This is a genomic window from Halorubrum marinum (genome assembly GCF_048381195.1).
Taxonomy (GTDB): domain Archaea; phylum Halobacteriota; class Halobacteria; order Halobacteriales; family Haloferacaceae; genus Halorubrum.
The window spans coordinates 36,953-61,489 of sequence record NZ_JBLWMM010000008.1; the positions used below are offsets into that span (position 1 = coordinate 36,953).

29 protein-coding genes are annotated in these 24,537 nt (G+C 59.2%); 5 read left to right on the top strand and 24 right to left on the bottom strand.

Annotated features, from left to right (window positions below; all coding sequences use genetic code 11):
- Nucleotides 1-51: 51 nt before the first annotated feature.
- The 4 genes from ACNSN4_RS16185 to ACNSN4_RS16200 all read right to left on the bottom strand — a co-directional run bounded on the left by ACNSN4_RS16185 (nucleotide 52) and on the right by ACNSN4_RS16200 (nucleotide 2,151).
- The gene (locus ACNSN4_RS16185; protein ID WP_145843646.1) at nucleotides 52-417 is read right to left on the bottom strand and encodes a DUF7568 family protein; all 366 of its coding nucleotides are present in this window, start codon (nucleotides 415-417) and stop codon (nucleotides 52-54) included.
- Nucleotides 418-420: 3 nt separating this feature from the next.
- Nucleotides 421-912 carry a DUF7995 family protein gene (locus ACNSN4_RS16190; protein ID WP_418286927.1) on the bottom strand — a complete coding sequence of 164 codons (492 nt, stop codon included), beginning with the start codon at nucleotides 910-912 and terminating at the stop codon, nucleotides 421-423.
- A gap of 103 nt (nucleotides 913-1,015) precedes the next feature.
- Nucleotides 1,016-1,432, bottom strand: coding sequence for a DUF8025 family protein (locus ACNSN4_RS16195; RefSeq protein WP_418286876.1), 417 nt, complete (start codon nucleotides 1,430-1,432; stop codon nucleotides 1,016-1,018).
- Between the two features lie 74 nt (nucleotides 1,433-1,506).
- On the bottom strand, nucleotides 1,507-2,151 hold the full coding sequence (locus tag ACNSN4_RS16200; RefSeq protein ID WP_418286877.1) for a DUF6735 family protein: 645 nt from the start codon (nucleotides 2,149-2,151) through the stop codon (nucleotides 1,507-1,509).
- A 182-nt stretch (nucleotides 2,152-2,333) separates the two neighbouring features.
- On the opposite strand from ACNSN4_RS16200, the gene ACNSN4_RS16205 reads away from it, so the two are divergent.
- Nucleotides 2,334-2,651: a hypothetical protein gene (locus ACNSN4_RS16205; protein WP_284063848.1), complete on the top strand. Its 318-nt coding sequence runs from the start codon at nucleotides 2,334-2,336 to the stop codon at nucleotides 2,649-2,651.
- Nucleotides 2,652-2,657: 6 nt separating this feature from the next.
- Here the strand turns inward: ACNSN4_RS16205 and ACNSN4_RS16210 are convergent, their stop codons facing one another.
- The gene (locus ACNSN4_RS16210) at nucleotides 2,658-3,497 is read right to left on the bottom strand and encodes a hypothetical protein (RefSeq protein ID WP_418286878.1); all 840 of its coding nucleotides are present in this window, start codon (nucleotides 3,495-3,497) and stop codon (nucleotides 2,658-2,660) included.
- 106 nt (nucleotides 3,498-3,603) lie between these two features.
- Between ACNSN4_RS16210 and ACNSN4_RS16215 the strand changes: the two genes are divergently transcribed.
- A complete protein-coding gene (locus ACNSN4_RS16215; protein WP_089649930.1) occupies nucleotides 3,604-4,371 on the top strand; it encodes a DUF1889 family protein in 768 nt (255 codons plus the stop codon).
- Between the two features lie 138 nt (nucleotides 4,372-4,509).
- Here the strand turns inward: ACNSN4_RS16215 and ACNSN4_RS16220 are convergent, their stop codons facing one another.
- The 6 genes from ACNSN4_RS16220 to ACNSN4_RS16245 form a co-directional block, all read right to left on the bottom strand.
- Nucleotides 4,510-4,890: a hypothetical protein gene (locus ACNSN4_RS16220; protein WP_026046123.1), complete on the bottom strand. Its 381-nt coding sequence runs from the start codon at nucleotides 4,888-4,890 to the stop codon at nucleotides 4,510-4,512.
- A gap of 91 nt (nucleotides 4,891-4,981) precedes the next feature.
- Nucleotides 4,982-5,170: a DUF8012 family protein gene (locus ACNSN4_RS16225; protein WP_284063846.1), complete on the bottom strand. Its 189-nt coding sequence runs from the start codon at nucleotides 5,168-5,170 to the stop codon at nucleotides 4,982-4,984.
- Between the two features lie 188 nt (nucleotides 5,171-5,358).
- Nucleotides 5,359-7,053: a ribonucleoside-diphosphate reductase subunit alpha gene (locus tag ACNSN4_RS16230; RefSeq protein WP_418286879.1), complete on the bottom strand. Its 1,695-nt coding sequence runs from the start codon at nucleotides 7,051-7,053 to the stop codon at nucleotides 5,359-5,361.
- Between the two features lie 2 nt (nucleotides 7,054-7,055).
- On the bottom strand, nucleotides 7,056-8,066 hold the full coding sequence (locus ACNSN4_RS16235; RefSeq protein ID WP_418286880.1) for a ribonucleotide-diphosphate reductase subunit beta: 1,011 nt from the start codon (nucleotides 8,064-8,066) through the stop codon (nucleotides 7,056-7,058).
- Nucleotides 8,067-8,199: 133 nt separating this feature from the next.
- Entirely contained in the window at nucleotides 8,200-8,688 is a 489-nt protein-coding gene (nrdR, locus tag ACNSN4_RS16240; protein ID WP_074879646.1) for a transcriptional regulator NrdR, read from the bottom strand.
- A gap of 358 nt (nucleotides 8,689-9,046) precedes the next feature.
- Nucleotides 9,047-9,928: a biosurfactant protein 1 gene (locus ACNSN4_RS16245; RefSeq protein ID WP_418286881.1), complete on the bottom strand. Its 882-nt coding sequence runs from the start codon at nucleotides 9,926-9,928 to the stop codon at nucleotides 9,047-9,049.
- A gap of 144 nt (nucleotides 9,929-10,072) precedes the next feature.
- Here ACNSN4_RS16245 and ACNSN4_RS16250 point away from each other — a divergent pair, with 144 nt between their 5' ends.
- Nucleotides 10,073-11,302, top strand: coding sequence for an RNA-guided endonuclease InsQ/TnpB family protein (locus tag ACNSN4_RS16250; protein WP_418286882.1), 1,230 nt, complete (start codon nucleotides 10,073-10,075; stop codon nucleotides 11,300-11,302).
- A 108-nt stretch (nucleotides 11,303-11,410) separates the two neighbouring features.
- On the opposite strand, the gene ACNSN4_RS16255 is transcribed toward ACNSN4_RS16250, so the two are convergent.
- The 6 genes from ACNSN4_RS16255 to ACNSN4_RS16280 all read right to left on the bottom strand — a co-directional run bounded on the left by ACNSN4_RS16255 (nucleotide 11,411) and on the right by ACNSN4_RS16280 (nucleotide 17,671).
- Nucleotides 11,411-12,337, bottom strand: coding sequence for a transcription initiation factor IIB (locus ACNSN4_RS16255; RefSeq protein ID WP_418286883.1), 927 nt, complete (start codon nucleotides 12,335-12,337; stop codon nucleotides 11,411-11,413).
- A gap of 132 nt (nucleotides 12,338-12,469) precedes the next feature.
- Nucleotides 12,470-13,030: a hypothetical protein gene (locus tag ACNSN4_RS16260; RefSeq protein WP_418286884.1), complete on the bottom strand. Its 561-nt coding sequence runs from the start codon at nucleotides 13,028-13,030 to the stop codon at nucleotides 12,470-12,472.
- A 480-nt stretch (nucleotides 13,031-13,510) separates the two neighbouring features.
- The gene (locus ACNSN4_RS16265) at nucleotides 13,511-14,482 is read right to left on the bottom strand and encodes a homing endonuclease associated repeat-containing protein (RefSeq protein ID WP_418286885.1); all 972 of its coding nucleotides are present in this window, start codon (nucleotides 14,480-14,482) and stop codon (nucleotides 13,511-13,513) included.
- Between the two features lie 226 nt (nucleotides 14,483-14,708).
- Nucleotides 14,709-15,608, bottom strand: coding sequence for a DNA-binding protein (locus ACNSN4_RS16270; protein WP_418286886.1), 900 nt, complete (start codon nucleotides 15,606-15,608; stop codon nucleotides 14,709-14,711).
- 648 nt (nucleotides 15,609-16,256) lie between these two features.
- The gene (locus ACNSN4_RS16275) at nucleotides 16,257-17,498 is read right to left on the bottom strand and encodes an RNA-guided endonuclease InsQ/TnpB family protein (protein ID WP_418286887.1); all 1,242 of its coding nucleotides are present in this window, start codon (nucleotides 17,496-17,498) and stop codon (nucleotides 16,257-16,259) included.
- A complete protein-coding gene (locus ACNSN4_RS16280; RefSeq protein ID WP_172863986.1) occupies nucleotides 17,495-17,671 on the bottom strand; it encodes a hypothetical protein in 177 nt (58 codons plus the stop codon). Before ACNSN4_RS16280 ends, ACNSN4_RS16275 begins: the two co-directional genes overlap by 4 nt.
- A gap of 187 nt (nucleotides 17,672-17,858) precedes the next feature.
- Here ACNSN4_RS16280 and ACNSN4_RS16285 point away from each other — a divergent pair, with 187 nt between their 5' ends.
- On the top strand, nucleotides 17,859-19,706 hold the full coding sequence (locus ACNSN4_RS16285; protein WP_418286888.1) for a DUF2254 domain-containing protein: 1,848 nt from the start codon (nucleotides 17,859-17,861) through the stop codon (nucleotides 19,704-19,706).
- Nucleotides 19,707-20,066: 360 nt separating this feature from the next.
- Here ACNSN4_RS16285 and ACNSN4_RS16290 read toward each other — a convergent pair whose 3' ends face one another.
- The gene (locus ACNSN4_RS16290) at nucleotides 20,067-20,327 is read right to left on the bottom strand and encodes a HalOD1 output domain-containing protein (protein WP_418286889.1); all 261 of its coding nucleotides are present in this window, start codon (nucleotides 20,325-20,327) and stop codon (nucleotides 20,067-20,069) included.
- 121 nt (nucleotides 20,328-20,448) lie between these two features.
- Here ACNSN4_RS16290 and ACNSN4_RS16295 point away from each other — a divergent pair, with 121 nt between their 5' ends.
- A complete protein-coding gene (locus ACNSN4_RS16295) occupies nucleotides 20,449-20,709 on the top strand; it encodes a MarR family transcriptional regulator (protein ID WP_418286890.1) in 261 nt (86 codons plus the stop codon).
- Nucleotides 20,710-20,711: 2 nt separating this feature from the next.
- Here ACNSN4_RS16295 and ACNSN4_RS16300 read toward each other — a convergent pair whose 3' ends face one another.
- The 6 genes from ACNSN4_RS16300 to ACNSN4_RS16325 form a co-directional block, all read right to left on the bottom strand.
- Nucleotides 20,712-21,221: a PIN domain-containing protein gene (locus ACNSN4_RS16300; RefSeq protein WP_418286891.1), complete on the bottom strand. Its 510-nt coding sequence runs from the start codon at nucleotides 21,219-21,221 to the stop codon at nucleotides 20,712-20,714.
- The gene (locus tag ACNSN4_RS16305; protein WP_418286892.1) at nucleotides 21,218-21,817 is read right to left on the bottom strand and encodes a DUF7437 domain-containing protein; all 600 of its coding nucleotides are present in this window, start codon (nucleotides 21,815-21,817) and stop codon (nucleotides 21,218-21,220) included. The genes ACNSN4_RS16300 and ACNSN4_RS16305 overlap by 4 nt, the downstream gene beginning before the upstream one ends.
- A 49-nt stretch (nucleotides 21,818-21,866) precedes the next feature.
- The gene (locus ACNSN4_RS16310) at nucleotides 21,867-22,202 is read right to left on the bottom strand and encodes a DUF7558 family protein (protein WP_418286893.1); all 336 of its coding nucleotides are present in this window, start codon (nucleotides 22,200-22,202) and stop codon (nucleotides 21,867-21,869) included.
- Complete coding sequence (locus ACNSN4_RS16315; protein WP_418286894.1) at nucleotides 22,202-22,492, bottom strand: DUF8069 family protein; 291 nt, start codon at nucleotides 22,490-22,492, stop codon at nucleotides 22,202-22,204. The genes ACNSN4_RS16310 and ACNSN4_RS16315 overlap by 1 nt, the downstream gene beginning before the upstream one ends.
- Before the next feature lie 73 nt (nucleotides 22,493-22,565).
- Complete coding sequence (locus ACNSN4_RS16320; protein ID WP_008364298.1) at nucleotides 22,566-23,111, bottom strand: hypothetical protein; 546 nt, start codon at nucleotides 23,109-23,111, stop codon at nucleotides 22,566-22,568.
- Between the two features lie 858 nt (nucleotides 23,112-23,969).
- On the bottom strand, nucleotides 23,970-24,410 hold the full coding sequence (locus ACNSN4_RS16325; protein WP_418286895.1) for a DUF8030 family protein: 441 nt from the start codon (nucleotides 24,408-24,410) through the stop codon (nucleotides 23,970-23,972).
- Nucleotides 24,411-24,537: the final 127 nt, after the last annotated feature.

Below are 24,537 nucleotides of genomic sequence, written 5' to 3' on the forward strand. Positions count from 1 at the left end.
CGGGCCACCACCTCGTGCCCGGCCGAAAAACAGCGCCCACCGCTCACTCACTCACCGTTCGGCGCCATAGACGATGCGTGAGGGGGCTTCGTACCCACAGTCGGGGCAGTCGTACCATCGCTGGATTTTCGCCCCGTCTGCTGCCTTCTCGCCGACGCGAACGTCGTTGTTCGGACACTCCGGGCAGCTGAGGTCCGGGACCGGCCGCTCCCGGAGTTCGTCACGGAACGACGTCGCGTCCTTCGTCTCGTACCCACGTGACCACACCGGGTAGCCGTCCACGAGGATTGCCCCGCGCCACTTGTACCGGTAGGAGTCCGGGGCTCGATGCAGGACGGCTCGCGCCCCGGTCTCGGTGTTCCGATACGCAAGCGTCGGCGAGCGGCTCTCGCGTCGCCAGTTGGTGATGCGAGGCATTATTCAGAAGTGGACGTCAGCGGGTACGATCCAGAGCTCTTCACTCTCCTCGAGGAGTCGATCCAGCTGTCCACGGTGGCGAATGCCGGTTCCGCGTTCGGTGTACAGGAAGATCGTCGGGCCGTCGTACGCACCGACCTGGTGGAAGGCATGCCGGGCGAGGTCCTCGTCGCGCATGATCTCCTCGTCGGAGAGCTCCTCGATGGCCTCTTTCACCCGGTCGAGATTACGCTCGAATTCCTCCTTCGTCGCCTCCCAGCCACGCTCGAGGAGGTCTTCGCCGTCATCAGAGTCGACGGGGGCTGCAGTTGGGAGCTCACCCCATCGCGCCTTCCCCGCAACGGACGTGTCCTCCTCGTCGAACGTGACGTAGTAGTCGAAGACGGCGCCGGCGTGTGGGTCCGCGCCGACCAGGCGGTCGAACACCGACTTTCCGGTGGCCAGCGCGTCGTCGTGCGTCGATGCCTCTACGAGTGCGTATATCACTATATGCATCTCGAACACCTCGAAACGCCGACGCACCGGGGGTCATTGCTCGCTCCAGCTGCGCCGGCACCCATCGCCGGCGCTCGAAAAACCTGCTCGTGACGGCGGATTCTCAGGCTTCGTCCGTTCGTTCGACAGTGATGGTCAGGTCGCCCGATTCGTAGTCAGCCTCGAAGTCGACCATGAACGTGTCCGCCTCGCAAGCGGCGTGGTAAGCACGGTGGCGTTCGAGCGAGCCAGTCGCCTTGAAGTGGAAGAATGCGGCCGCCGTGTAGGGCTTGCTCTGTGTTTCGACCTGCGACTCGACGGATGCGGGGAGCGCGATTTGGGGCGTCTCCGTGTCGATACTCGCAGTGAACTCCTTCGCTTCCTCGACGGTTGCTTGCGAATGTGCCGGTGTCTCGCCGGTGAGCACGTTCACCGGAGTTTCCGTCTCGTCGGTGAATAGGACGTCTTCGAAGGTGTGTGTCCCGAGGATCGCCTCGGGATCCAATTCGCAGTCGTGAAACGGGTCGTCGTCTGAGGTCATCGAATCACGAGCCTATGGCGGGGCTCACCCATTCTGACCCCTGAAAAACAGGACCTGCCACGAAGCAGATCGAACTAGAAGTGGTTCAGGCTCGCCTTCTCGAAGGGTGACTCTCCGGTCGGAATGAGCAGCTCCTGTCGGTCGCCGACTCGCTCGGCCAGCTTCCGTTTCAGGTACTGTCTCGCCGTCGACGGCGTGAAGACGCCCTTGTCGAGCATATCGCCGACGACGTCTTTGAGGGCCGCGAACTGGCCCTGGAGGTGGCCGTCGCCGACCGGCTCGCCGTCGTACCAGCGCACCGTCGCGAGCGCGCCGTTCCCGACCGTCTCCGAGTCGTACTGGAGCCCGAACCACAGCGTCCGATAGGCGGTCACCTCGAACGTCGTCGACACCACGAAGAACGCCTCATGGTGGAGGTAGTCGAGATGGTCAGCGACGATCTCGTCGAGGGTGAGCCCGGTGGCGCGGGGCTTCGGCTCGACGACCGTCGACGGTCGATCCTCGCCGGCGAGGTAGGCGTCGACCGCATCTGCCTCGAGGCCATCGGCAAGCTCTGCGAGGAGCTGTTTCGCCCACTTGGAGTCGGTGTCGTCGCCACCGAACGGCGACTCAGCAGAGATTCGGTGCTTGAGCTTCAGGTTCGCTGCACCCCAATGGCTGTAGTGGAGTGTGTACTGTCCGTCCGTGCGTTCGTACGCAACGAGTGCGCGGTGTCCCATCGAACAATCACCTCACTGGGCGACCGCGACTGGATCGCCCCGCACCCCTCCCGGGGGACGAACAACGCTACCAGTAGTTGCTATCGAGGCTTCTTTATTCGGGATGAGTAGTGAAATCGGGGCGGCTAAATCGGTAAGTAGAATTGCTTAGTTATTTGAACGAAGTCAGTGTAAATGCGTGTATGGATATTGACGCCGGCGAGTTCAAGAAGAACACAGAGAAGGCGTTAGAGGAGCAGTCAGGGCTCCGGATGAACGAGCAGAATGAGATCCCGTTCGAGCAATTGTTCACAGAGGAGTTCATGCAGCTGTACACAGAATTCGACTCTTTCGAAGCGTTGCTTGAGGCAAGTCAATGGGATGTTGAGGACGAGGACGATTTCGAGGCCATCCCGGAGGATGAGTTCGATACCTATGTCGACGAGCACACGGATTTCCCATCGTGGGAAGTTATGTCTCAGACTGCGGCTCAGCGGTTCCTTGAACGTCAATTCAACTGAAGTGGGTTACTGACTGACCTGCCGCCCGAGCTTGGTGATCTCCGCCTCACTGTACCCGCCGTCACTCGAATTGATGTAGGCTTGTGTCTCGACGTATCCTTTCTCTCGGAGCAACCAGAGGTTATGATCCACGACGTCTGACGACCGGCCCACTGCCTCAATCAACTCGTCACGATCAACCCGTGGATAGGTAGGATCCGATCGGTATGACTGGAGTAACACGTCCAGGATTTCATCCTGAACCGCGTCATCCAACAAGAGTTCCTCACCCAACTCTTTTGCTCGCCACAGCGTCGTCGGTGTAATCGTCAGTGACCGCTTCCCTGGCCGCCGCTTGAAGAACCCATCATCCTTTGAGAACCGCCACACCTTATCGATCACGTCCTCATCAACGTCCTCGAATTCATCGTTGAGATAGCTGCGTAGCCGTTCACCTTGTGGACTCGGCCAGAACGTAAACGGCTGCTCTGTAAACCTACGATATGACTCACGGATCAATTCATTCTGGACCCGCCGCTCGGTCGCCGATAACCCCTCTGTCGCACCTACGTCATGCTCCGTCGATGTCCCATCTCCATCCCCATTCACCACATCGTCACTGGTATCGGACCGATCAGTCCCGTCCACGTACTCGCCAGCGTCCTCCGGCTCGACTCTATTGTTCGACGTGTTGTGGACTTGGATCGCTAGAATACCCAGAGTGCCTAACATACCGATCACACCAGCAATCTCCACGAGCGAAAAAGGTGTATAGACGGTTCCGATCCCTGCGAGAATCAAGGCAGCAAGCCAGGCAAGGATGAGCTTCCCGATGAACCGCTCAGTCACGTACTGCCCAACCGACATCCTATCACTGCAAGTATTCACAGACCAGTATTATAAGTCGTAGGAGATCAGCCTCAATCAGACATACCCACCTGATTTTTCAAGAGTTGCTGAGAAGTACCGAATTATGAGTCAAAACGACAGGACATCTTGGTTCATCGATTCCGAGGGGCCAAATGAGGAGGCTGTCGAACTGGCCTTCGCGTGGGTGCAACAGCTCGGTGAGCAGCATGAAGAGAAACGAGATGCTGTCTTGGCAGTAAACACGAAAAAGCAGCTGGACGGTGTCGTATCTACTGTGATCGGTGACCAGGCAGCAAAGGCGTTGAATAAAAAGAAGCCGGTCGGCGTCGGTGAAGCAGAGATCCAGCTGATGACGAAACGGATTGATCCATCGGGGTGGCAAAGCGGTCCTGTCCTTGCTATCTACCCAGACAAAGACCTGCTGGACAAGATTGACGGAATGTATGGTGTGACCGATGTGCTCGTCGTGCCTTGGTCGAAGGACACCGTCCAGTTCTGGATCGATACCTGGGGCGCGTCAGCACTCCAATCAGATGCGAGTGGCGATGCACCAGAAATCGATAATCCGGTCGCCAAGGAAGCTGTCGACACGCTCGATGCATTGGTCAACACCTCGACTGGGATCACGCATTCGTCAGATCGTGCTACCTGTATCGAGATCTTCAAAACCCTCCATAGCAACGGCATCAGCTTCGATCCTGAAGCAATCAGAGCCTGGTTAGTCGCTGAAAAAGGCTGGGACCCGGATTATGCCGATGACGTAAAAGAGGTCGCCGAAGGCGTCCAAACGGGGAAACGCTTCCAGTACGACTCTGGCCGTCTTAGCAACGACATTATGAACCAGTGGAAAGACGCCGCAAATGTTAATTAATCCAATATAAATGCCGGAGATCGTTTTCACTCCGTTTGCTCACGTCCCTGTAGTGGCGGCTCTGATGCATCTATGCTCTGTACTGACCAGCTGTTTCAGCTCTCACTCTAAATAAAGAAACAGTATCGGAAACTAATGCTACTCGTCGATCGGGTCGGGGGAACTGAGGTCCGCGTGGAGGACTTCGCCGTCGCGAACGACGTACCGCTTCGCCAGGACTGGGAAGCGGCACTTGGTGAACCCCGCCGTCTGGATATCGAACTCTTCGTCGGCTTCGAGGTGGTCGGCGAGTTCTCGCAGGAATTCGTGGGTCACGATGCCCCCCTCGTAGTCCGGGAGGCCGTTCTCCCGCGCCTCGTACACCTCGAAGTCGTCGTACCCCCAGATGGTGAGCTCTCCGTCTTCGGTCACCTCCCAGTCGAGCGTCCCGAAGCAGTAGCTCTCACAGAGCTCGCGGACTGCCTGCGGATCCGATACGATCGCGCCAGTCGACGTCGTCGCAGCTTGCAGTGTCGCCATGTCTGGACTTCACGGGGTCGCCCCCGCACCCCTGTCGGGGGCGATAAACCGACGCGAGAGGTGCCCCCCTGGTCGTGGTCGGCGACGCCAGTTAGGAATCTGCGTGGGCGTCCGCCCCGGCTCCGTCGCCCGGCCGCGTGAGAAGGCTCACCTCTTCCAGGAGGTCTCTCGCGGTCTCGACTCGCTCTCGATCCGCGTCGTCCAATCGGTCGACGTCGAGTCGGTCGAGATTGCTGAGTATCCGATGCATCCGGTAGCCCTGTTTGAACTCTTGCTCCATCGGAAGCGCCTCACCGCTCGCCGGCGCGGAGAGACTCCCTATCGAGACTGGCGTCGGGCTTGCAGGAGATCACGCTCTTAGCAGTAGGTCAAAGCACTCTTTCTTCATTCTAAAACCGGTCTGGAACGTCTGGTAAATAGGTGTGCGTAGTTTACATTAACCGCTCTATCATACCGGCCGATGGGAGATCAGCTCTCACAGGCCTTGCATTCGAGGATGTCTCGGCTGAACTTCTGTGCGGCGTTCACGCTGTGTTGGTAGTAGAGACTCTTCACCCCTTTCTTCCAAGCCTCGATGTAGAGTTGGTTGATCTCCTTGACGCTCACTTCGCTCGGATCGATCGAGACGTTCAGGCTCTGTGCCTGATCGATATGTTTCTGCCGCTGCGCTGCCTGGTTGATGATCGCCATCTGTGGGATCTCGGCGAAGGTTTTGAACACCTCCTTCTCCTCGTCGGTCAGGCAGTCGAGGTGTTGCACGCTCCCGTCGTTCTGTGCGATGCTGTCCCAAACCTCGCGCTCGTCTCTGCCTCGCTCTTTCAGTATCGCCTCGAGGAACCGGTTCTTCTGCGTCGACTTCAGCTTCGCACCGTCGCGGACGAAGTAGTTCGATTTCAGCGGTTCGATGCTCGGACTGACCTGCCCCAGGATGACACTGCTGGATTTCGTCGGGGCCACGCTCATCGTCGTCGCGTTCCGGCGACCGTAGCCCTCGAGCACCTCCGGCTCGCCGAACTCGTCGGCGAGCCGACGACTCTCCTCGTAACTTCGCTCCTTGATCGTGCGGAAGATTGCCTCGTTTTTCTCCATGGCCTCCATACTGTCGAACGGAATCATCTCGCTCTGGAGGTAGCTGTGCCAGCCGAGGACGCCGATGCCGATCGCCCTGTGCCGTTTCGCAAACCGTACTGGGCGTTCCATGAACTGCGTCCCCTCCGCCTCTTGGATGAACTCCTCCATGACGGCGTCGAGGAACCGCGTCAGCGTCTCTACTGCGTCGGTATCCTTCCACTCGTCGTAGTGGAGCGCGTTCATCGACGAGAGACAACAGACGAAACTCTCGTTTGGCGTGGCTGGCAGCGCGATCTCGGTACACAGGTTGGAGCCGTTGATCTCGTAGCCCCTGTCCTTGTAGACCTGTGGCTTCCCGTCATTCATGTTGTCCCGGAAGATGATATACGGGACACCGATGTTAATCCGCGTCTCTATGATCTCTGCCCACGTCTCTCGCTTCTCCTCGTCGCCATCGACCATCGCCCGGAACCAATCGTCACCGATGATGACGCCGTAGTAGATGTCCTGTACGGGGTCGCCCTCGGTCTTGATGTTGAGCCACTCGTCTAGGTCGTCGTGTTCAACGTCGATGTACCCCGCGAACTGGCCGCGCCGCGTCTCGCCCTGGCTGACGACGTTGATGATCGTGTCGAACAGCTCGGTGAAGCTGTAGCTCCCGTTGCTCTTGCCGTTGTTCGTGATCGGGCTGCCTCGGGGCCGGATCTCGCCGAAGTACCCGCTGGTCCCGCCGCCCAGCTTGGTCATCTCGCCCACTTCGGCCTGCGTGTAGAGGATGCTCTCCATGTTGTCCTCCATGTAGCTCCCGAAGCAGCTGATGGGCAGGCCTCGGTCCAGACCGAAGTTCGCCCACACCGGACTCGCGAGGCTGTAGAAGCCCCGACTCATGTAGTCGTAGAACTTGTCCGCGAAGCCGTCGTCGTCCAGGATCTCCTCGGCCCGCTCTGCGATCTCCCTGACCCGCTCCTCGGCCGTGACGCCCTCGATCAGGTACCCGTCGTCGAGGAACGCCCGGCTGTCCTCGTTCAGCCAGTAGAATGGTTCCTCGTGCTGCTGGTTGACCTCGTCGAGTGCTGGTTCTGTTTGTGCCATCGTTAGAACATATCCTCCGCGGTGACGCTCTGTGCGTGCTTGTTGTACGTGGTCGACCGCTTGCTGAAGAAGTCGTTATCCTTTGTCATCATGATGTCTTCATCGAACCACCGTGTCTCCTCGAGCAGGTCATCGTCCGGCTCGAAGATCGGCTCGACACCGATGTTCTTGAGGCTCTGGTTGAACCGGTCCCGCAGGAACGCGTCGACGTGCGCCCGGGGAAGGAACTCCAGTTCGCCCTCACTGAAGATCCAGTCCAGTATCTTCATCTCTGCCTCGAACGCCTGCTGACAGGCTGCTTGGACCTCTTCATCGAAGTCCTCGTCGAAGAGGTCCGGATTCTCCTCGCGAATCGTCTCCACGAGTTCGACACCGAACAGTCCGTGAATCTGCTCCTCCTTGCTGGTCGCTTCGACGGCGTTCGCGATCCCCTTGAATTTCTTTTCGTGTTTGTCGAAGCTCGTCATGATGAGGAACTGCGAGAACAGCGAGACGTGCTCGACGAACGTGGAGAACAGCAGGAGACTCATCACGTACTCCTGTTTGTCGTCGCTCTCGCTCTTCTCGAGGTACTCGTCGAGGTAGTCGATCCGCTCCTCGATTGCGGGGACCTCAGTCACCTCCTCGAAGTCCTCCGTGATCCCCAAGATGTCGAGGAGATGGCTGTACGCGTCCATGTGTCTGACCTCGCTCTCCGCAAAGGTCATGCCGACGTTCCCGATCTCCGCTTTGGGCATCTCGTCGTAGATTTCTGCCCAGAAGGTCTTGACCTGGACCTCGATCTGCGCGATGGCCAGCATCGTCCGCTTGATGACGGTTTTCTCGGCCGGAGTCGTGTTGACCTTGAAGTCTTGAACGTCTCCTGAAAAGTTGAACTCTGTGTGAACCCAGTAGCTGTTCCGTATCGCGTCTTTGTACTCGAGGACGTCGGGGTACTCGTACGGCTTTAGGTGTGTTCGTTCGGAGAAGATGTCGGTCTCCGGATCTCCGCCTTTGGTTTTGTTTTCAGTCATTGGCACGTACCCCGGAGGAATCGTTCTCTGTCGGTTGGTTTCTGTTTCCGTCGTTCTCTGTACGTCTGGACGTGGGTCATGCTCGCCCGGTCAAGGATTGACCGAACATTCGTTTGAGCTGCGTATGTTTGTGTCATAGTGCGCTGTTCGAGGCTTCGAAGTCATCGAGTTCTGCATCCAAGACTGCGTCAAGTTCTCTCAGGAACTCCTGTGGCTCAGAGAATGCTTTGTAAACGGAGACAAATCGAATGTAGGCTACCTTATCGAGCGTACGGAGGTTCTCAGAGACGAGTTCGCCGATAAGACTCGAAGAGACGATACGTGCCTCTCGATCTTGCAGTTCGCTCTCGATATCGTCGACGAGAGCGGTCACTGTTGTCTCGGCCACGTCTCGCTTCTCAACGGCTCGCTCGATCCCTGCGCGGAGTTTCTGTCGGTCGAACGATTCGATGGTACCGTCGCGTTTTTTCACTTGGAGGGACTCCCACTCCGGACGTTCGTAGGTCGTAAAGCGGAACGAACAGCGTTGACATTCGCGGCGCCGTCGGACGGAAGTTCCGTCGGCACTGGTCCCTGTATCGATGACGCGTGTTCGCTCGTTCCCGCAGTCCGGGCAGTTCATAGTTGTCACTACTTAATCCTCCAGGGTCTTAACCCCCAGATGTGGGGTCTCTCGACTTCGACCGCAATATCTGCTGGTGAGGACTGCCACATAAAGCTTACCCAATTAAATTGATGTAGTACAAATAAACTTGATTAGTGGGCGCGGAAAATTGGGATCATATGCATTGAGTGACCCAGCCTCAACTACTGCTCTCCATCCCCTCACGTAGCGATTAGTATTCTATCTGTAATTATCGATTTTACACCAGTTAGCGGCTGCGAGTCTGAACAAGGAAATCGTACTTCCTATTACTGTTAACCAACGAAACCCGGGGCCACCTGCAGAGATGTTGGTTAATCGAGGCCCAACACTGGCCCTACTCGAGACTAGGTCCGTAGCGGGCAGAGCCACACACCCGGCACTCCCAGATCGGTTGCCCCGTCCACGCCGCATCCGGGACCGACTCGTGGGTCTTGAACCGATGGTCGGTCGCCTGTCCACAGTTTTGACAGTCGAGTTCCTGCGTCGTCGGTACCGACGACTCCTGCCGATCAGCCCCAGATTCGCCGGCGGATTCGGTCAGCGCTATCGCTGGAACCAGCCACACCGCGTCGTCGGCGTCGTCGAGGACCGCGTCGAGACGCGACGCGTCGCGGATGCGGTCCCCACGCTGGTCGTAGAGCCGCGTCGGGGCCTGCTCCTGACGCTCCGACGCTTCCTGCCCGTGCCACCCAGTCCGGTCACGGGCGGCACTGAGAAGCGGCTCTCCCTCCTCTGACGACACCTGTACCGCGTCGGGGAGTAAGGGCCATTGCTCGACCAGCTGGCGAGCCGGTGCTTCGTCGAGATCGTAGATGAGCGTGTAGTCGTCGACGGACGGCTCCACCTCGTTGGCGGAGAGGTGGTTCGCTGCGGCGCCGCCCTTCGCCACGGCGCCGTAGAACGTGGTCGACTCGACGATCAGGTGGACGATACCGAGGAACGTCGTCGACGCTGTCTCGTTCGTGCTAGTGGCGCCACTCCCGAGATGGTTGGTGAGACAGAACCGGCATTTCGTCTGGCCGTCTGGGACTGCCGCCCCACACGACCGGCACTCGCCGTCGGCGGCCGTCGGCGCATCAGGGTAGCCACCAGCGCTCGTCGCGACGCGTTGCCGCCGGGGGGCACCCTCACACCCGTCGTCCAGCCTCGTGTCCGGAATGTGGGACGCCTCGCCGGTCGGCCGCAGTTCCTCAAAGTCGGAGTAACGACCGTTCATAGATACCACCCTGTGGAAACCGATTCCCGCAGCTGAGGGAGGGAGTGTGTTCGCTTGCCTACGCTACCGCCGTTGCCGGTGGAGGGCAGCATCCCCCACCTGACTATATTAATACATTTAAGCATAGATCGAGTTGTGAGTTGTATGGAGGTCCGTCGAACTGTCCCGGTCAAACTCGACGTGACCGATGAGCAGGCGGACCTGCTCCACGAGACGATTGATGAGTTCCTGTGGGCGGCCAATTACGTCGTGGACTCCGCGTGGGACGGCGAGTGGGCTGAAACCCGTTCGTCCGTCCTGCATGAGATGACCTACGATGAGGTTCGCGAGCAGACGCGACTCCACAGCAACCACGTCCAATCGGCTCGTAACCGTGCTGTTGACGCGCTCAAGAGCGTCGTCGCCGAGTGGAAGAACGGCGAGTACGCTTCGCTTCCGACGTTCTCCTCGTCGTTCTGCGAATACAACCAGCGTAACGCCACGTTCCACGACGACCACGCCGTGATGTCTACTGTCGATGGGCGTGTCACCGTCGAGTACGTCTTGCCCGACAAGACCCGTGACACGCCCCACTCGAAGTACCTGCGTTCTGAAGGGTGGGAGACGACAGGTGCAACACTCCACTACCGTCGTGGTGACTTCTACCTCCACGTCCGAACAAAGGCGGACGTGGACGATCCCAAACCGGCCGAGAACGGAACGGTTCTCGGTGTGGACCTCGGGATCGAGAACATCGCCGTCACCTCGACTGGCGCGTTCTGGTCTGCCGACGAACTCAACCACTGGCGAACGGAATACGTCCAGCGCCGCAAGTCGCTGCAGGAGTGTGGCTCACGGTGGGCCCACGAGAACGTCCAAGCGGTCGGACGCAAGGAGGCTGGGCGCTTCGAGCAGTATCTTCACCGTATCGCGAACGACATCATAGCTGAAGCGAGCGAGAGTGGTTGCACGGTAATCGCCTTCGAGGACCTGACGGATATCCGTGATCGGATGCCCGACGCCCGCAAGTTCCACGAGTGGGCATTCAATCGGCTGTACGGCTACGTCTCGTACAAGGCCGAGGGACGCGGGATTCAGGTTGAACAGGTGAACCCGAAGAACACGTCCCGGCAGTGCTCGTCGTGTGGGTTCACCCACGAGGACAACCGCCCGTCGCAGGACACCTTCCGCTGTCAATCCTGTGGATACGAGAACCACGCGGACTACAACGCAGCGAAGAACATCGGCTATCGACTCCTTCGCAACCAAACTGGCGGCGAAGGAGGCGCACCCGTAGGCGTGCGCTTGAACACCGGGATGCTGAACGCGAACGGGATCAAACCCGTACCAGATTCGGTTAGAGCGGGAGTCCATGGTGAAAGTCCGCCTCTTTAGGTGGGCTAGCTTACAGAGTAGTCTACAGAGAACATGGCTCGTCTTCGTGTTTAAATCGTAGCGTGGATAGAACGATGTGCAGTACAGACGGAGAGACAGTGGGCTGCCTCAGGCGACCTGTTCCTCCAACGTATCCCGGTGTGCCCGGACGGTCGCCTTCGAGGCGTTCGCCACGTCCGCAGCCTCGGATTGCGTCAACCATCGGCCCTCTTCGCGACCGGCCTTGTAGAGGCAGGCCGCGGCGAACCCAGCCGGATGGACGCCCGTTGTGACGCCGTGCTCCTCGGCCTGTTCCGCGAGCGCTCGAGCACGCTGTCGGATCTCGTCCGGACACTCGAGGTCCGAGGCGAGTCGCGGCACGAACATGCTGGGGGAGACGGGCTCAGCGGGGAGGCCCAGCTCTTCGTTCAGCGTCTTGTACGCGTTCGTGACCCGTGACTCCGCGACGCGGGCCATCTCGCTGACGTCATCCACCAACCGCGAGCGGCCGTTGCACCGGCAGGCTCCGTAGACGCTGGCCGCGGCGATGGCCTCGATGGATCTGCCACGAAGCAGATCCTCGTTCTGAGCGCTCCGGAAGAGCTGACACGCCTGGTCACGGATCGAGTCCGAGAGTTCGAGGGCACTCGTCAACCGACGCACTTCGCCCAATCCGTGGGCGAGATTCCGTTCCGCTTTCGACCGCCAGCGCCCACGGGTCTGCTCACGGCGCATCCGGGCGAGTCGCCGTCGCTTCTGCCCAGAGATCTCGTTCCCCTTCGCGTCGGTGCCGCGACCGATTTCCGTCGACAGGCCGCGATCGTGGCGGGCCGCAGTGAGTGGAGCGCCCGTTCGCTCGCGCTCCTCGTCGTCGTACGCCCGCCACTCCGGCCCGTGATCGATACGCTGTTCGTCGATGACCAGGCCACAGTCCTCGCAGACCGTTTCGACCGCGTTCGTGGTGACCCGGCCGTCGCACTCGGGGCATTGGTTCGCACTCGATTCCGTTCGGACGTCTTCGTCGAATCCGCTTTCGTAGATGTCTCTGGTTGCCATCGTTCTCACCGTGTTCAGGGAACCCGCCAGTACAGCGAGCCCCTCACCCATTCAGGGGTTAATAAACACGTCGTGGAACGGGGGCGATATACTGGCCTGCTTTGGTGGATTCAGACGTGCTAGTCGATCGCTTCAGATTGAAGCCTCTCGACCATTGCAGAGACTACCAGCGTCTGAACCACGGCGGAGAGCGGGAACCCGATGACTACCACGATGCCGCGGAATACTGTTGTCACGAGGGGGGGACGATTCGATGCCAGCTATTGAGAACAGGACAGCGAGGGGGAACGACGCCATATAGAGCACCCACACCGGGAAAAACAGCAGGAAACTGAGGGGCAGAACGATTGGCTTCCAGACCGCTTCGTAGAGCGAGAGCGTATCGAGGGCTACGAAGCCAACAAACCCGACGAACACTCCCATGAGTATCCCGCCAGCGAGAAGTGGGGGAGACTTAAACCAGCGGGCGATCCGGTGAGTGTCTCCTCGCTCATTGAATCTGAAGCGCGTTACGAGGCCACCCGCAACCAACATCAACACGAGGAGGCCACCGAACAATGTGACCATGCCCACTGCTGTCGGCTCGAAGCACAACGGCTGGCAGTACTGGCCGCCTTGGAAGAACAGGAATGTGAGCGGATACGCGAGCAGCAAGAACGGGAGGACACTCTGCCGGAGCCAATTGCGGTCCATATCGTATATCGTCACCTCTGTATCATAAGGGTGACTCAGAAACGAACATGGTGATATTCACCGTTCGAACGGCTCTAATACTTCTTATGGAGGTCTGACAAACCTTGTGAGTTGTCGATTCGAGTTCCTACCTTGGCGCGCATTTATGCTGTTGAATTCGTTCTGGCAGTCCGACCTTTCCACAGAGAGGACACTCTTGCAGCGGTGTCGGAGGCAAGTTTTCCCATTCCTCCAGCGCAGCCTTCAGATGCTGCTGGACGTCGTTTGAGTCTGTACGAGTCAGTGCTTGCACGAGATGCATTCGCAGTCGCTCACGACTTGTCGTTGTCTGCTGATCACTCATAGCTGGGTCTGAGAGAACGAATTGCATCGCCCTCCACTCCTCTGAGGGTAGGACAAACACCACGGACTACGAATTCGTCCTAATCAACCGTTGGCGGTGGACTCGCGGGTAAGGAAATTGCTGACGTGATTAGCCGGCTATGAATGGCGAACATCGGGTTGTAGTGGTGAGATTTGCTCCCACCGAGCGTGGTGCTCGGTGCAGAGCGTGACGAGATTATCGAGTGCATTCGCTTGCTCATAGTCAATCTCACCGGTTTCGTTTCTGAATGACCGCAGCGGGACAATATGGTGTACGTGGAGGTCGCGCCCGTACTGGTTTCGGTGGCTTGCCCGTGTGTGGCCACAGTTCGGCCGCTGGCACTCGAATCCATCTCGTTGTACCGCTCGTTCGCGCTGCTGATTCCATTTTGGCCCATACCACAAGCGATCCCGCTCTTTGCCACCGACCCACCGCGGATGGTCAGAGCCGCGAAACGGGGTATGTGGCTCGTAGCCTGCCCTCGTGATTGCTGCATCCCACCCACCGAACTCCCGAAGATAGCCCTTGATCGAGTACTGTCCGTGTTCGTCTAAATCAGCAATGGCTGGGACGTGACCGAGTTCCTCAGTGAGTCGATGAATCTCTGCAAGAAGGTCTTCTCGTGGGATTTCCTCGTTGTGTGGTTCGAATCCAGCACTCCGTAGGGCGTCGTTCCAGCTACCAAACCGCTTGCTGGCAGTTTTCCGCGAGTACTTCCCGTGCTCGTTCATCTCATCGACTGTTGGTGGGTGGCCGAGTTGGTCGGCGAGCGCCTGGATGGCTTCGATAATCCGATCTTTCGGGACGTTTGTGGGGCGTCTGATCTCGAGATCTGCTGCCCGTAGCGCGTCATTCCATGTTCCGAAGTGGCTGAGATACGTACTTCGCGAGTACTCTCCCTCGGTGTCCATCTCACTCATTTCCGGCGGACGCCCTTTCTCGGACGCAAGCCGTTGGAGTTCGGTTATCAACTCCTCTTCTTGGCGATCATCCCGGTGATACCACGAGATGTGTCCGGCTTTCTTGCTGCCTGTTTCGAAGTCTTCCCCACAGAATTCACAGACGTACTCATGCGGATCATTGGACATGGTTGATTCAAGAGCGCGATGTTGTCGCGCCCGCACCCCTCTGGGGCTCGATAAACCCGCTCGGGTCGCGCATCCCTTCCCGCGGTTTCCCGGATAAATGTTGGACTGGTGCGTAAGGTCGTGGCTGCGCGCGCAGCGACGGTAGGAGCGAGCACGGAGCGGAGGGTGGGGCGGTGGGGTCTGGGTCGGTCCGGCACACAGCAAAAAAGAAGGCAGCTCCGACTGGCTATGCTTCCCACCAGCGACCGCGCTCCGGGAAGTGGATGATGCTCCACCCCGTCACGGCCACCGAGATCCGGCCCTCGTACCAGTTCGTGGCCGCTTCGTGGATGCGCACCTTCTCGCCTTCCTCGATCCACGGCGCGTCCGATGCCTTCCAGATTGTCACCTTCGTTTGCCCGCTCTCGTCCGCGATTAGCCCGACTTGTTGGATGGCCGGCGAATCACTGTCCCAGAGCGTCTCCACACGACCTTCGATCGTGACCGTGCCGCGATCGACGTCCTCGAGAGCGTCGATGGGCACGGTGCCCCCCGGGGCCGTCTGCAACTCCTCGAACACCCGCACGACCGCACTCGTCATGTCCGTGCCGTCGACGACCGCTTCGGCCAGGCGTCGACTGATCGCCGCACGCGACCAGCCATCCAACCGCGTCGCGAGTCGGTCTGCCTCCGTGTTCACCGTCGCCAGTTGATCCTGGGAGAGCTCCGCTCGGGGATCCTCTCGTTCGGGGTCGGCCATCGGGTCCACGCTTGCGGCCCGCTTCTGGAACTCCCGCCGGCGCTTCGTGCTCCCTTGCGCGGCGACCTCCCGCGTGCGCTGCTCGCGACCGTCCTGCGTCCCAAGTTCGGCCTGGGCACTGATGCGCTCCAGTTCGGCTTCACGCGCCCGAATGCGCTCTTCCTGTTCGAGGGTGACACCGTGAATCCGGTCCTCGCTCGTGTCCGCGATCCCGTCCGGGTGGTTCGCATCCACCTTCGCCTGCGTCTCCTGCTCGACCCCCGCCTCGAACTCCGGCGTCTCGTCGACGACCGGGAAGCCGTCTTCATCGACCGCCTGACCGCCCGCTTTCTCGAATGCCTGTTCATCCACCGTAACGACCTTGCTACTAGAGCTGTTACTTGACATTGGGACTTCACCAAGTTCCGAAGGCGCTCACGCGCCGACACCGCGATGCTCCTACATCGCGGTTTTCCGACGACAACGACCGACAGAACCATCTGCGCGCTCTCGCTCGCGCCTTCGCGAGCGCCCTACCGGGCGCGAGCGAGAGCGCGCCTGCATGAGGTGGCCCCAACCAGCACCGCGCGCCGACCCGCCCGGAGCGAGCGGCCAGCGCATTCCCCGTTCGCCGCGACGCAACCACGTCCGTCGCGGTCGGCTTTGCCGAGGTCCGGAGGACCCGAACGGGTGAAGCGCTGGCGTCGAGGGCACATGCACTTTAGCCCGGAACGGGCGCGGGCGGTGCGGAGAGCGTCCGCACGCCCGGAATGGTCGGTCGCGAGCGACGCGGAGGGCGGAACGCGGCGAGCGGTGCGAGCCGTAGAGTACCACACCAGTCAGCCGAGAGAGACTAATGCCGGCTTAATAAACCGCAGCTGAGTCGTTCGGTCAACTGCCGAATTCCGGCCAAACAACGCCCAAGAAGAGCGGTACTGAATGCGCTAGCAGCTGGAAAAGCGAGCGACCAGCGGATCGACATCCACTCCGCGTTCACGGAGCGTCCGCTCGCTGGCGTCACGGCGACACCACGGCGGCACCTTGCGGGTCTGTGCGCTATTCTTTGGGAGCCACCACGTCCCCCTCAACGGGGTACCACTGGTGGTCGTCCCACTGGAACCGCACGGGCCGTGCCGTCGGCCTGACCTCGGTGTTCGTCGCCTGTTCGAGCAGCGTCCGCGACGCGACGAGGTCGGCGTGCCCCTCGAAGCCACACGGACACCGCAGCGTCTCGCGATGCCGGCGGGTCTGCTCGCGCTCACCACACTCCGGACACGTCTGAGAAGTCCACGCCTCAGAGGTCGACGCCACCTCGATGTCGTACTCCTCGCAGACATTCGCAAGTTGGTCGAGACACTGTCGATGCGCCCAGAAGGTACGCGCTTTGAGATTGGCCTCGACCGACCAGTACTCGCCGAGAACGCCGGTGAGATCGCCGTGGTAGATGGTTTCGACGCCGTCGTCGTGGAGTCGCTCGACCAAATCACGAAGGAGCGCGTTCACGGCGTGGTCGCGCCGGCGGGATCGCTTCCGATAGAGCCGCTGGATCCGCTTGCTCGTGTTTCGACCCTCAGGGAGCTTCGCTTTGGCGTCGGCGATACGCTCGGTCGTCTCGCGGAACTGCCGGAACGGCTCTTGGCCGCTGTACCAGTACTGGTCGCTGGCCGTCGTCGTACACGCCACGAGGACGTTCGCGCCGATATCGAGCGCGGCGACGTCCGTCCCCGTCGGCGTCGTCTGTTCCCCCTCGGGGACCGTCACCGGCTGGTGAGCCCGGTACGTCTCGTCGACGTCGTCGTAGGTGAGGTGGAGACGGCCCTGCTCGCCCTGCCAGTGTGGCGCACCGCGAACCGCAATCCGGAGCCGATCGAACCGACCGAAGCCGTACTCGTCTTTGAGCTGGCTGCCGATGGGCACTTCGAGCCGGGAGCGCTCGCTCCAGTCGATCGTGTAGGCGTCGTTGCGAATGTAGGTCCGCAGGTCGCGCCCGTCGGCGTGGTTCCCCCAGTAGCCGGGCGGACTGACCTCCTGGTCGGCCTCCTCGACCGTCTCGAAGAACGACCGCCAGGCGGCGTCGTTGACGCGGGTGACCTGCTGGGTCGTCGCCGACCCCAACACGTCGACGTACTCGTCGTAGTAGCCCGCACAGTCCCAGACGCTCTCGCCGGCGAAGAACTGCTGCCGGCGCGCATACGTCAGCTGGTTCCAGAGGCTGGCTGACGCATCGAGGAGTCGGCGAAGGACGGCCTCGTCTTGTTCCGACTGTGGGACGACCTCGAAGGTGTTGGTTCGTCTCATCGCTCTGACTCACCCCACATCCGCGGCACGTAGCCGAGGTGTTCGATGTCGTCTGCATAGTCCCGAAGGAGTCCTATCAGAACGATTTCCGGGACGCCGTTCTCGGCCTGTTTGACCAACCACTCCTCCAGTTCGACCTCAGCCTCCTCAATCTCGTTAAGATTGACCGACATCGGTCATCGCCCCTCGGGCTGACGGTACACCTGTTGCTGGTAGTGGTGTCGCATCTCGAATCACCTGTGTCGTGCAGGCGCAACCGAGCGCGCCTGCACCCTCTGCAGGCGCTAAAAAAACTAATACGGTGCTCCATCATTCTCATAAAGGAGAACTATTTAACGGACACCCATATCAACAGAAGATATGACACCAATTCGCAGGCGACTTTTTGCGGGGTCGGTTGCTCTACTTCTCTTGGTTATCGGTCTTTTTGTTGGATATTGTCTCCCAGGTTATTCAGCAACTTCTGGAATGATTAGCAGTACGCTTCAAACGCTTATCACAGCCCAAGCATCCGTACTGGCAATCGTCTTTTCGGTTGCGTTCGTTGCCACCCAAATTGTCAGTGCTCGATATTCTCCAGCATTCATCAAGCTATTTGTCAAGTCACCTTTACTCCGTGAAGCTCTGTATCTTGCTATTGGGTCGATTTTCCTTTCGCTCGGTATATTGGTATTACTTCCAGTTCTGGGGTTGGATGCTCAGCAATCCTTGTTCGTCTGGAGTGTTGAGGTAACAGGCGCAGTTTTACTAGGAGTCGCGATTTATGCTGGTATCTTCTTTGAACAAACAACCCCAACAAATCTATTGCGGCAATACCAGACCCAGCTGTCGTCTACAGATTATCGAAATCAGTCTATCGATGCTGGCGCAGAAAACTCTCTTGCAGACCATCCGTTACAGCCAGTATATGACTTAACTCGCACCTCTATCCAGAGAGACGAACTTGCTGTTGCATCCGAAGGTGAAGAGGCCATTCACGAAATCACCGACAAGACTGTTGAAGACCTGGTCAAAACGAACGAGGTCAACACTATCAACGTGCCTGAGAGTTACGATGATCAGTATGCAACGACTGGGGATGCCGAAAAAATTGGAATTTTGTACACTCCTGTATTTAGTGAATATCTCCCTCGTATCGCTCTGAGTGCTGTAGATAAGAACTACATTGAGTTGTCTCAGAGTTCAATCGGCCACTTGGGAGATCTCGGTGTAAAAGGAGCTGAATACGAGTGTCATACCCTTGCCGACCTTGCTCTCATTTCCATCTACAGCGATATTATGTTGGGGTTGTCGGATCCAATTGAGGATGGCTCTGGGCACAGTCGAGCCCTGCACTTCTCAGTTGAGAACTCATTAGATATTATCGGACAGCACATCAATAATCGGGACTTCGAGCATTTCCACGAAGTCTCCCCACATGCCTACGAGATTATGAGGTGGGTTGATGGCATCACTCCGAGCGAAAACTTAGTTCAGAATGTTACAATAAAAGAACTCGTTGAACGCCAGGTTGAATGGTACAAAAAGATCGTTTCTGAGTTTGACTCAGAACTTTCTCAGGAAGACCCAACTGTTGAAGAGATGCTCGGCAAAAAGGATCGAACCGGTCTTAGCATTAGTCAAGACTGGGACCCGAGACAGCACGAGAATTTGAAAGTGTCTGCTCTAATAAATATACGCTTACATATGATGACAATCACAGCGAAGCATTACAAATCAGTAGACTGGCCCGATGATGATGGGACCGTACCTATGTTTATCTCTGGTGCGTGGCGTGATTTATTGGAATATGCTGTTACACACCCTCCTGCAGCAAGTTCGATATTACTCTTACAGCGGTATATCGAAATTATAGGCTATACGCTCGTTGAGCGTGACGATTCCTCTTATTTAGAAGGGCATTCGAACCTGACGATGGTCTTGCATTCTGGGGGTATCATTCCGTTTGAGATTGCTTTTAACCGAATTTTAGAGAATCCGGAGCATGAGGATTTGTTCGGTTATACTACTTTCCGAGGATTGGGTCGAGGACTATTGTGGTTCCCTTTCCGAATGTACGACTACTCGGATGAGTTCATAGAAGCAGTAAATGACCTCCGTGCTGATTTGAGACGAAAGTATTGGGACGAACGATTTGAGGCAGGGGAATCTGCTGCAAGTTCTCTTGACCAGTATCTTCAGTACCGAACTGATGAATGGCAGGGATAGGGTGAGCAGCTACGCCGCGCAACCCCTCGCGCTTACCCGCTGGCGTCGAGACCAGATTCATTTTAGCCCGGAACGGGCGCGGGCGGTGCGGAGAGCGCCCGCACGCCCGGAATGGTCGGTCGCGAGCGACGCGGAGGGCGGCAGCGGCGAGCGGGGCGGGCCGGTACGTACACACCTGTCCAGCCGATCACGTCGCTGGGTGGGCCAGCGACACTCCTGGCGGACTCAGAAAGGGCGAGGCCGTCTCGGCCGTCCCCCGACCCCGCAAGCACCGCAGGCACGAGGCGCGCAGCGGCGGTCGCGGGACGTCGAGCGGCCGAGGGCTTTCGAGAGTAATCGCTATCTCAACTGCTGCGGTCGTTATTCGTCGACCGAGTCGGACTCGTCCTCGACGATGACGTCCACACCGTCCGGTGAGACAGCAAGGGGAATCCCCTCGACAGTGAACTGAACGACGATCTCCTCATCGGCGGAGGCAATCAGCTGTTCGAGCGCACCCGGATCCACGTAATCGTGGAGCTGGTAGGTGTCGTCCTCGAGCCCACACGCTTCCAGTGTCTCGATGATTTCAACGAGTAGGTCACTCGATCCATCCGAACTGCCGATGGACGGGGAATGCATCTGTATGCTCGACCCTTAACGTGGCTGGCGCTTAAAACGTTTGGAGTCAACCACAGAAGCGTAACGCTTTGCTACTTGACTTAGCGCGTTTGGGATAGCGTCGGCGCAACCAGAAGCGATTATGCGCTTTGACGCCGACTGGATGTCTCGCGCTGATGACCGCATTCTGGAGCATCTCTCTGAGGACGGCCCTGACACCCCGAAGGAAATGGCGGACAGCGATCGCGTGCGCTTTTCCCGCCAACACATCAATGCCCGCTGCAAGACGCTGGTCGAATATGGCCTCGTCGTCCACCTGGGCAACGGCGTTTACGACATCACTCGCCAAGGAAAAGCGTATCTCGCCGGTGAGATCGACGCTCGTGATCTAGACCCCGAGTAGCGTCAGCCGTCTCCGGCGACCAGATCCTCGATGAACCGGAATCCGTTCACGAACGTCACTGAATCCCCGTAGCCCTCACTGGCAAGCACCGTTTCGGCTCCTTCCCCGGCCGCGATATCCGTTGTGTAGATGTACACTTCGGTCGCCGTCCCCGTACTGAGGTGCTGGGCAGCCAGAGCCGCGAGGGCTGGGTCCGCCCGTTCAACCTCGTCGGCAGGGCGGTTGTCGGCGTTCGCGATATACCGTTGGACGCCATCCATCGTCCGCGAGACGATAGGTTCGGAGAACTCGAGCGGCACCGCTACCGTTGCCCACCCCTCGTCGATCGCGGTGTCAATCGGCACTTTCTCGACATCGGGGTCGTCGGTGGTTAGCTCCTCGTACACCCGTTCGGGCAGGACGAAGATGATGTCGTTCCGGCGAGTGAACCGCCGAACGGCCTGGTACCGGCTGTTCGACGGCTGTCCCATCGCGACGAACAGGCCGGTGTCGGCGATGTGGAGCCGGCTCACGCGTCGTCAGCTGCGTCGCCGTCATCGATGTCCAACTCGTCGAGTCCTGCCCCTGTCACCTCGATGTCGTAGTGCTCGTGGACGACAGGCCGGAGTGCCTGGAGGATCATCTCCGCAGCCAGCGGCGAGATGTCCAGATCCTCCGCCATCAGCCGGTGGGTCACTTCCCCACGCTCCCGAGCAATCGCGTAGGTGAGCGCGGTCGCGAGGCCGGCGACGCCGTGGCGGTCGATGTACGTGTCGATGTCGGCGTCCGTCTCGCGGCGGCCGACGGCGTCGATGAGCGCCGGCGTGATGGTGTACTCGCGGTCACCAGCAGCTGTCGTCACTGTCAGGTCGATCTCCCGGGCGGCGTACCGGCGCGGCTGCTCGTCGTCGGTGACGTCGACGACGCCGGCGTCGACGAGCCGGTTGACGTAACTGTAGGCGGTCCCCTGGGCAAGTTCGAGGTCGTCCATCACGTTCTGGACGGTCGCCTCGCCCTCCCGAGCGAGGTACGCGTACAGCTGGGCCAGCTGTGGCTCCTCGAGAAGGTCAGCGACCGACAGGAAGTCTTGGACGATGTCGCCGTCGGCGCGGTTTGAGGTGCGTGACACGGGTTGTTCTTGATTACAGTTTACAGCGAAACAGTAAAGAGTGTTGGGGTCACTCCGCCGGCGTCGTGACGAGATGCTCCTCGAGATCGCGCGTCCAGTACGTCGCGAGCCCGCCCGGACTACAACGTGCGCACAGCTGCAACGGGCCTTCCAGATGCCCCAGTTCGACCCGGAATCGGGTGAGTGCCGCAAGTGTGTCGACGACCAGTCCACAGCCGTCACAGGCGACGTGATCGCACTCGTCGGGATCCGGCTCCGTCTGAATCGCGCAGTCCACGCAGATCGGGTGGGTGACCCGCTCGTCCTGCCCCCAAGTATGCGCCTCGCCAGTCTCGGTACCGGGCGGGGCGTCACAGAACGCACAGCCGACGAGAGTCTGCTGCATCACTCGCCCTCCCCGTCGGCGTCGCGTGCGGCCACCCAGCCACGGTGGAAGACGGCCAGCTGCGTTGTCGAGTCGAACGCCGTACCGCTCGGCTCGTGAACCAGAACTTGGTCCTCGGGAACCGAAGTGACGACGTCCGCATCGACGAGATCGCTGACCAGGCGCTGGGCCGTCGTGTCGTCGATGTCCGCCGTGTCGACGCTGGTGGCGTCGCGGTCTTGGGCGAGCAGTTCTTTCTCGAACTGTTCGTAGTCGCGACTCGTGTCGTCGTGAGGATCGGGACCAGGCATGGTGAGTCACGCAGCGCACGCTGTTGCGCGCTGCACGCCTCCCGGCGCCGACAAACAGTCAGGGCGGACAGGGTCAGTCCGGTCGCGGGTCGCGATAGCCGATGACGGCGACGTCGTCGATGAACAGGACGCCCTTCATGAAGTCGAGCTTTGTCAGGCTGTGCTGGTAGAGGTTATGCCGACCAAGGTAGTTCACCGGCACCACCAGACAGCCGAACTCGATCTTCGGCCGGCCGTCCTTCTTGGTGCGGTACCCCTTCTGGAACTTGAGGAGATCGTCGCTGACGTTCTTCCGTTCGCTCTTCTCGACCTCGATGGCGATGCGGGCGTCGGCGTCGTAGAGATCGACGCTGTAGTTAAAACCCTGATGCGACCAGAGCTTGCAGTTCGGGTTGTAGCCGCCGGCGGCGTCTCCTTCGTACTCGTACTGCGGGAGCCGGTCGGCGATCGCGGCATCGAAGCCGCCGACCTCTGTGTGCTTCGTCGAGCCGTCGAAGACGCTTGCTGGGACGGCCTCGACGGCCGACCGAATCGACGCCAGCGCATCGTCCGGAAACGCCTCGGACGAGGTTTGGTTGCGGCGCTCGCTCAGTTTGGTGACCTCCTCGACGACGACCATACTCGCTCACGAGGAGTAGCGACCCGATAAAACCCGTCGCGACGGTCAATCGAGCCGACCGGCCGCCAAGGTATACTTACTCGAGGAGTAGGGCGATGGGCGGGGTTATTCGACTGATTTTAGTTAGGCGCAATATCCCCTTCTCAATTCAGCGATGGGGTGAAAATCCTGCTCAGGGCTGCTAGTCATCGTCATTATCCCGACTTCTTCAACCGGAAAATCATCACTTCTAAGTCTCGAGTCTCGGCGTCATGGCGTAGTTCGTATCCTCCATTGTCTATGGGAACACCGTTCTCAAGTGCACGAAGAATGAGGTCATCCATCGCTTCTTGAAACTCCCGTTTGGTAGTTGGATCCTGTACAGGCATCCTTCTCTTTAGACTGCGGAGAGGAATACGATTGTGGCATGATACACCATGTCGAATCCTGAATTAGCTCTTGAGGGGACGTTCCTTGTCGAAGTGGGGGCCTTTCTTTACAATATTTCTCTCGGGATCCCACTTGACTACCCCATCTTCCACTAATTCTTCCAAGGACTTTTCGCTCAATTCAAGACGGAGTTTAGCAACGTCTAAATCAGCGGAGGGGGGATCGGAACGGGGGGCGTTCCCCGATGACGTGAGGTCTGTGATAAACAGATAGTACGTGCTTCATACGGAAGAGTCCAGTAGGTTTTCACGCGACCTAGACAATTTGATTAAGTGGGTAACATTCTGCGATACGCACTCAGTCCGTAGTCTTCCTTGCGAAAATGGCGATTCCAGCTGTGGTCCTGTTCTGGAAAAAGGGGTCGCGATAGCCCCAGAGTTAACCAACACTGTGTCGATATCGGCCGAAGATGTTGGTTAAGCCTAACCGCTACGGCGTTCGGAGCTCTCGAACTGGCTTCACGACGAAGGTATCTGGCTCGCTGGCTACTCCCTCACCTGACCGCTCCGCCGGCGTCGAGGCCGACCGCGTGAGCTGAGTAATGAGCTCGTCGCGAACGGTTCGTCGAGGGACGGTGGTCTCGTGCCAGCCCAGCCGGTCGTCGAAGTGCCGTTTCTGGAACTGCTCGCCGACGTCGTCGGCTGCGACGTACTGCGTCCGCGTCGACCGCCCGACCTGCCGGGAGATGAAGACGGCGCCCACGGCCTCGTGCGTGAGTTCGACGAGAGAACACTCCACGAGCGCTACGACGGACGCGTGATCCCGGTCGGTCGGAACCGTTACCTCGATGTCTTCCCACGGTGCTTGACCGTCGGGGGTAGTTCCTGCCTGATGCGCTGCTCGTGTCTTGCTGCGTTGTTCCGAAGCCATCGTCTATCGGGGGCACGTGATGCGCCCCGCCACCCCCTCGCGGGGGCGACAGACACCACTGACACACACCCTGTCAACCTATGCGCTAAATCTGATAGATTACTGGATCCAAACTCTGGATGACGGC

Bases quoted from the DNA above. Each gene is read 5' to 3' on its own strand.
- ACNSN4_RS16200 (WP_418286877.1), bottom strand. From the start codon at position 2,151: ATGGGACACCGCGCACTCGTTGCGTACGAACGCACGGACGGACAGTAC.
- ACNSN4_RS16320 (WP_008364298.1), bottom strand. From the start codon at position 23,111: ATGGTCGTCGTCGAGGAGGTCACCAAACTGAGCGAGCGCCGCAACCAA.
- ACNSN4_RS16285 (WP_418286888.1), top strand. From the start codon at position 17,859: ATGACACCAATTCGCAGGCGACTTTTTGCGGGGTCGGTTGCTCTACTT.
- ACNSN4_RS16245 (WP_418286881.1), bottom strand. From the start codon at position 9,928: ATGAACGGTCGTTACTCCGACTTTGAGGAACTGCGGCCGACCGGCGAG.
- ACNSN4_RS16255 (WP_418286883.1), bottom strand. From the start codon at position 12,337: ATGGCAACCAGAGACATCTACGAAAGCGGATTCGACGAAGACGTCCGA.
- ACNSN4_RS16290 (WP_418286889.1), bottom strand. From the start codon at position 20,327: ATGCATTCCCCGTCCATCGGCAGTTCGGATGGATCGAGTGACCTACTC.
- ACNSN4_RS16225 (WP_284063846.1), bottom strand. From the start codon at position 5,170: ATGGAGCAAGAGTTCAAACAGGGCTACCGGATGCATCGGATACTCAGC.
- ACNSN4_RS16265 (WP_418286885.1), bottom strand. From the start codon at position 14,482: ATGTCCAATGATCCGCATGAGTACGTCTGTGAATTCTGTGGGGAAGAC.
- ACNSN4_RS16325 (WP_418286895.1), bottom strand. From the start codon at position 24,410: ATGGCTTCGGAACAACGCAGCAAGACACGAGCAGCGCATCAGGCAGGA.
- ACNSN4_RS16195 (WP_418286876.1), bottom strand. From the start codon at position 1,432: ATGACCTCAGACGACGACCCGTTTCACGACTGCGAATTGGATCCCGAG.
- ACNSN4_RS16260 (WP_418286884.1), bottom strand. From the start codon at position 13,030: ATGGACCGCAATTGGCTCCGGCAGAGTGTCCTCCCGTTCTTGCTGCTC.
- ACNSN4_RS16185 (WP_145843646.1), bottom strand. From the start codon at position 417: ATGCCTCGCATCACCAACTGGCGACGCGAGAGCCGCTCGCCGACGCTT.
- ACNSN4_RS16220 (WP_026046123.1), bottom strand. From the start codon at position 4,890: ATGGCGACACTGCAAGCTGCGACGACGTCGACTGGCGCGATCGTATCG.
- ACNSN4_RS16275 (WP_418286887.1), bottom strand. From the start codon at position 17,498: ATGAGACGAACCAACACCTTCGAGGTCGTCCCACAGTCGGAACAAGAC.
- ACNSN4_RS16205 (WP_284063848.1), top strand. From the start codon at position 2,334: ATGGATATTGACGCCGGCGAGTTCAAGAAGAACACAGAGAAGGCGTTA.
- ACNSN4_RS16215 (WP_089649930.1), top strand. From the start codon at position 3,604: ATGAGTCAAAACGACAGGACATCTTGGTTCATCGATTCCGAGGGGCCA.
- ACNSN4_RS16280 (WP_172863986.1), bottom strand. From the start codon at position 17,671: ATGTCGGTCAATCTTAACGAGATTGAGGAGGCTGAGGTCGAACTGGAG.
- ACNSN4_RS16270 (WP_418286886.1), bottom strand. From the start codon at position 15,608: ATGTCAAGTAACAGCTCTAGTAGCAAGGTCGTTACGGTGGATGAACAG.
- ACNSN4_RS16230 (WP_418286879.1), bottom strand. From the start codon at position 7,053: ATGGCACAAACAGAACCAGCACTCGACGAGGTCAACCAGCAGCACGAG.
- ACNSN4_RS16310 (WP_418286893.1), bottom strand. From the start codon at position 22,202: ATGCAGCAGACTCTCGTCGGCTGTGCGTTCTGTGACGCCCCGCCCGGT.
- ACNSN4_RS16210 (WP_418286878.1), bottom strand. From the start codon at position 3,497: ATGTCGGTTGGGCAGTACGTGACTGAGCGGTTCATCGGGAAGCTCATC.
- ACNSN4_RS16235 (WP_418286880.1), bottom strand. From the start codon at position 8,066: ATGACTGAAAACAAAACCAAAGGCGGAGATCCGGAGACCGACATCTTC.
- ACNSN4_RS16190 (WP_418286927.1), bottom strand. From the start codon at position 912: ATGCATATAGTGATATACGCACTCGTAGAGGCATCGACGCACGACGAC.
- nrdR (WP_074879646.1), bottom strand. From the start codon at position 8,688: ATGAACTGCCCGGACTGCGGGAACGAGCGAACACGCGTCATCGATACA.
- ACNSN4_RS16250 (WP_418286882.1), top strand. From the start codon at position 10,073: ATGGAGGTCCGTCGAACTGTCCCGGTCAAACTCGACGTGACCGATGAG.
- ACNSN4_RS16315 (WP_418286894.1), bottom strand. From the start codon at position 22,492: ATGCCTGGTCCCGATCCTCACGACGACACGAGTCGCGACTACGAACAG.
- ACNSN4_RS16295 (WP_418286890.1), top strand. From the start codon at position 20,449: ATGCGCTTTGACGCCGACTGGATGTCTCGCGCTGATGACCGCATTCTG.